The 2,013-nt window shown below is 49.5% G+C and carries 2 protein-coding genes; both read right to left on the bottom strand.

Annotated features, from left to right (window positions below; all coding sequences use genetic code 11):
- Positions 1 to 222 (bottom strand): hypothetical protein (locus tag QHH00_08460; protein MDH7509402.1); only part of this gene is annotated, 222 nt, incomplete at its 3' end.
- A 372-nt stretch (positions 223 to 594) separates the two neighbouring features.
- On the bottom strand, positions 595 to 2,010 hold the full coding sequence (gene glgP, locus QHH00_08455; protein ID MDH7509401.1) for a glycogen/starch/alpha-glucan family phosphorylase: 1,416 nt from the start codon (positions 2,008 to 2,010) through the stop codon (positions 595 to 597).
- Positions 2,011 to 2,013: the final 3 nt, after the last annotated feature.

The raw sequence follows: 2,013 nt of genomic DNA, 5'->3' as shown, positions 1-2,013 counted from the left end.
GGGTTTCACGAAAAGATCAATACCGGCGGTCCTTAGTGGTTCCAGAAGGTATTCTTCGCTCTCGGAAATTGTCGTCACCGCGGCAATCCTTTTTTCCAAACAGGAGGCTGCTATCGCAGCAAACAGTACCGGACTGCCCAATTCAACGAAAGGGGATCCCTCGAAAGGAACAATTCTACCCATACCCATCTGACCGATAAATACAATATCGTAGCGCACCATCTTCAGCCTGGCGTCCTTTTTCTACCAGTCGTTAGTACTTGTTGTTGTATATTTACCGATTGCGAAATTGATGTCAAGCTGTTTTCGGTGTCATTTTTTAAGAAAATCGTTCGGACATTTTTGCCTTCTCGCAGCTGCATATTACAACAAAGATTGGTGCGATGCTCTTTAACAGGAAGAAATGTTCAGATTGCGAATGCTGTTCGCTGTACCTTCAATGCTTCCGAATAGTATAGGCCAATGGAGCCCTTTGCGGTTGTCACATTCCCAAGGCACTTGAGCGTGGTTGCCATATCCGGTTTGAATTTCTCTGGTAAACCCATATTCCATCAACTTACCTGTCCATTCTGCGCGTTGTGAGAATTTTCATATTCACACAAGACCACTGGTTTTGACGAGGGTCATGGCCTGGAGCTCTGTTTCGAGGAGGTCATCGAGGGACTCGCCGGACAAATCGACGGGCACGGGCTTAGCGTTCCAGATCCTTTCGCAGTATTCCCGGATTGACCGGTCAGAGGAGAATTTTCCGATACGGGCCACATTGAGTACAGACATGCGGGTCCATGCTGCGCTATTGCGGTATGCATCCGATACCTTGTCCTGACAATCCACATAGGCCCTGTAGTCAGCGAGAAGCATGAAGTCATCGTGGTCGAGCAGTGAGTTGACAAGCGGGAGAAAGAGGTTCCGATCACCTCTGGAGAAAAGCCCTGAACTTATAATATCGATTGTTTCACGGAGATCATGGTCCGACTCATAGAAATCCCGTGGCCGGTATCCGCTTGACTTCAGCTTTTGAACCTCATCTGTTGTGAGGCCAAAAAGAAAGAAATTCTCCGGCCCTACTTCTTCACGGATCTCCACGTTTGCCCCGTCGAGAGTGCCAATGGTGACTGCGCCGTTCATGGCGAATTTCATGTTACCTGTTCCAGAGGCCTCCTTTCCAGCGGTTGAAATCTGTTCAGAAAGATCTGCGGCTGGATACATGAGCTGACCGTTTTTCACATTAAAATCGGGGAAGAAGACAACTTTTAGCCTGTCCCTCACATCCGGATCGTTGTTCACCACATCGGCGACCGAATTGATAAGCTTAATGATGAGCTTTGCCATGTAGTAACCGGGGGCGGCCTTGCCGCCAAAAATAACAGTCCGGGGCAGGATATCAGCGGATGGGTTCATCTTGATCCGTTGATAGAGGGTTATGATGTGCATAATGTTCAGGTGCTGACGCTTGTATTCATGGATTCTCTTCACCTGAACGTCAAAAAGTGACTCGGGATCAACAGAGATGCCGGTGCGCACCTTCATTGCGAGGGCAAGCCGTTCCTTGCATTTTCGCTTAATGACCCTCCAATCCTCCAGGAAGCTTTTGTCATCAACGAACTTCTCGAGTTCTTTTAACAGGTAAAGGTTTGTGATCCACCCGTCGCCAATCTTACCGGAAATGAGTCCTGTTATGTCGGGATTTGAGAGGACCATCCAGCGCCTGGGCGTCACGCCGTTTGTGACATTGGTGAACTTTTCTGGCCACAGTTCAAAGAAGTCATGCATGACAAGGCTTCTGACGAGTTCGCTGTGAAGCTCGGCAACGCCATTGACCGCGTGGCTCCCAACACAGGCAAGGTGGGCCATGCGCACGTGGCGCCCACCTGTCTCGTCTATGATAGACATGCGCCGCACGCGATCTTCATCTGCCGGGTAACGAAGCCGCACCTCATCGAGGAAGCGCCGATTGATTTCATAGATTATCTCCAGGTGCCTTGGCAGCATGGTTTCAAAAAGAGACACAGG

This window comes from Methanomassiliicoccales archaeon, assembly GCA_029907465.1.
In the GTDB taxonomy this organism is placed as follows: Archaea; Thermoplasmatota; Thermoplasmata; order Methanomassiliicoccales; family JACIVX01; genus JACIVX01.
The sequence above is the reverse complement of the archived record's forward strand: the minus strand, read 5'-3'. Positions and strand labels throughout refer to the sequence as shown.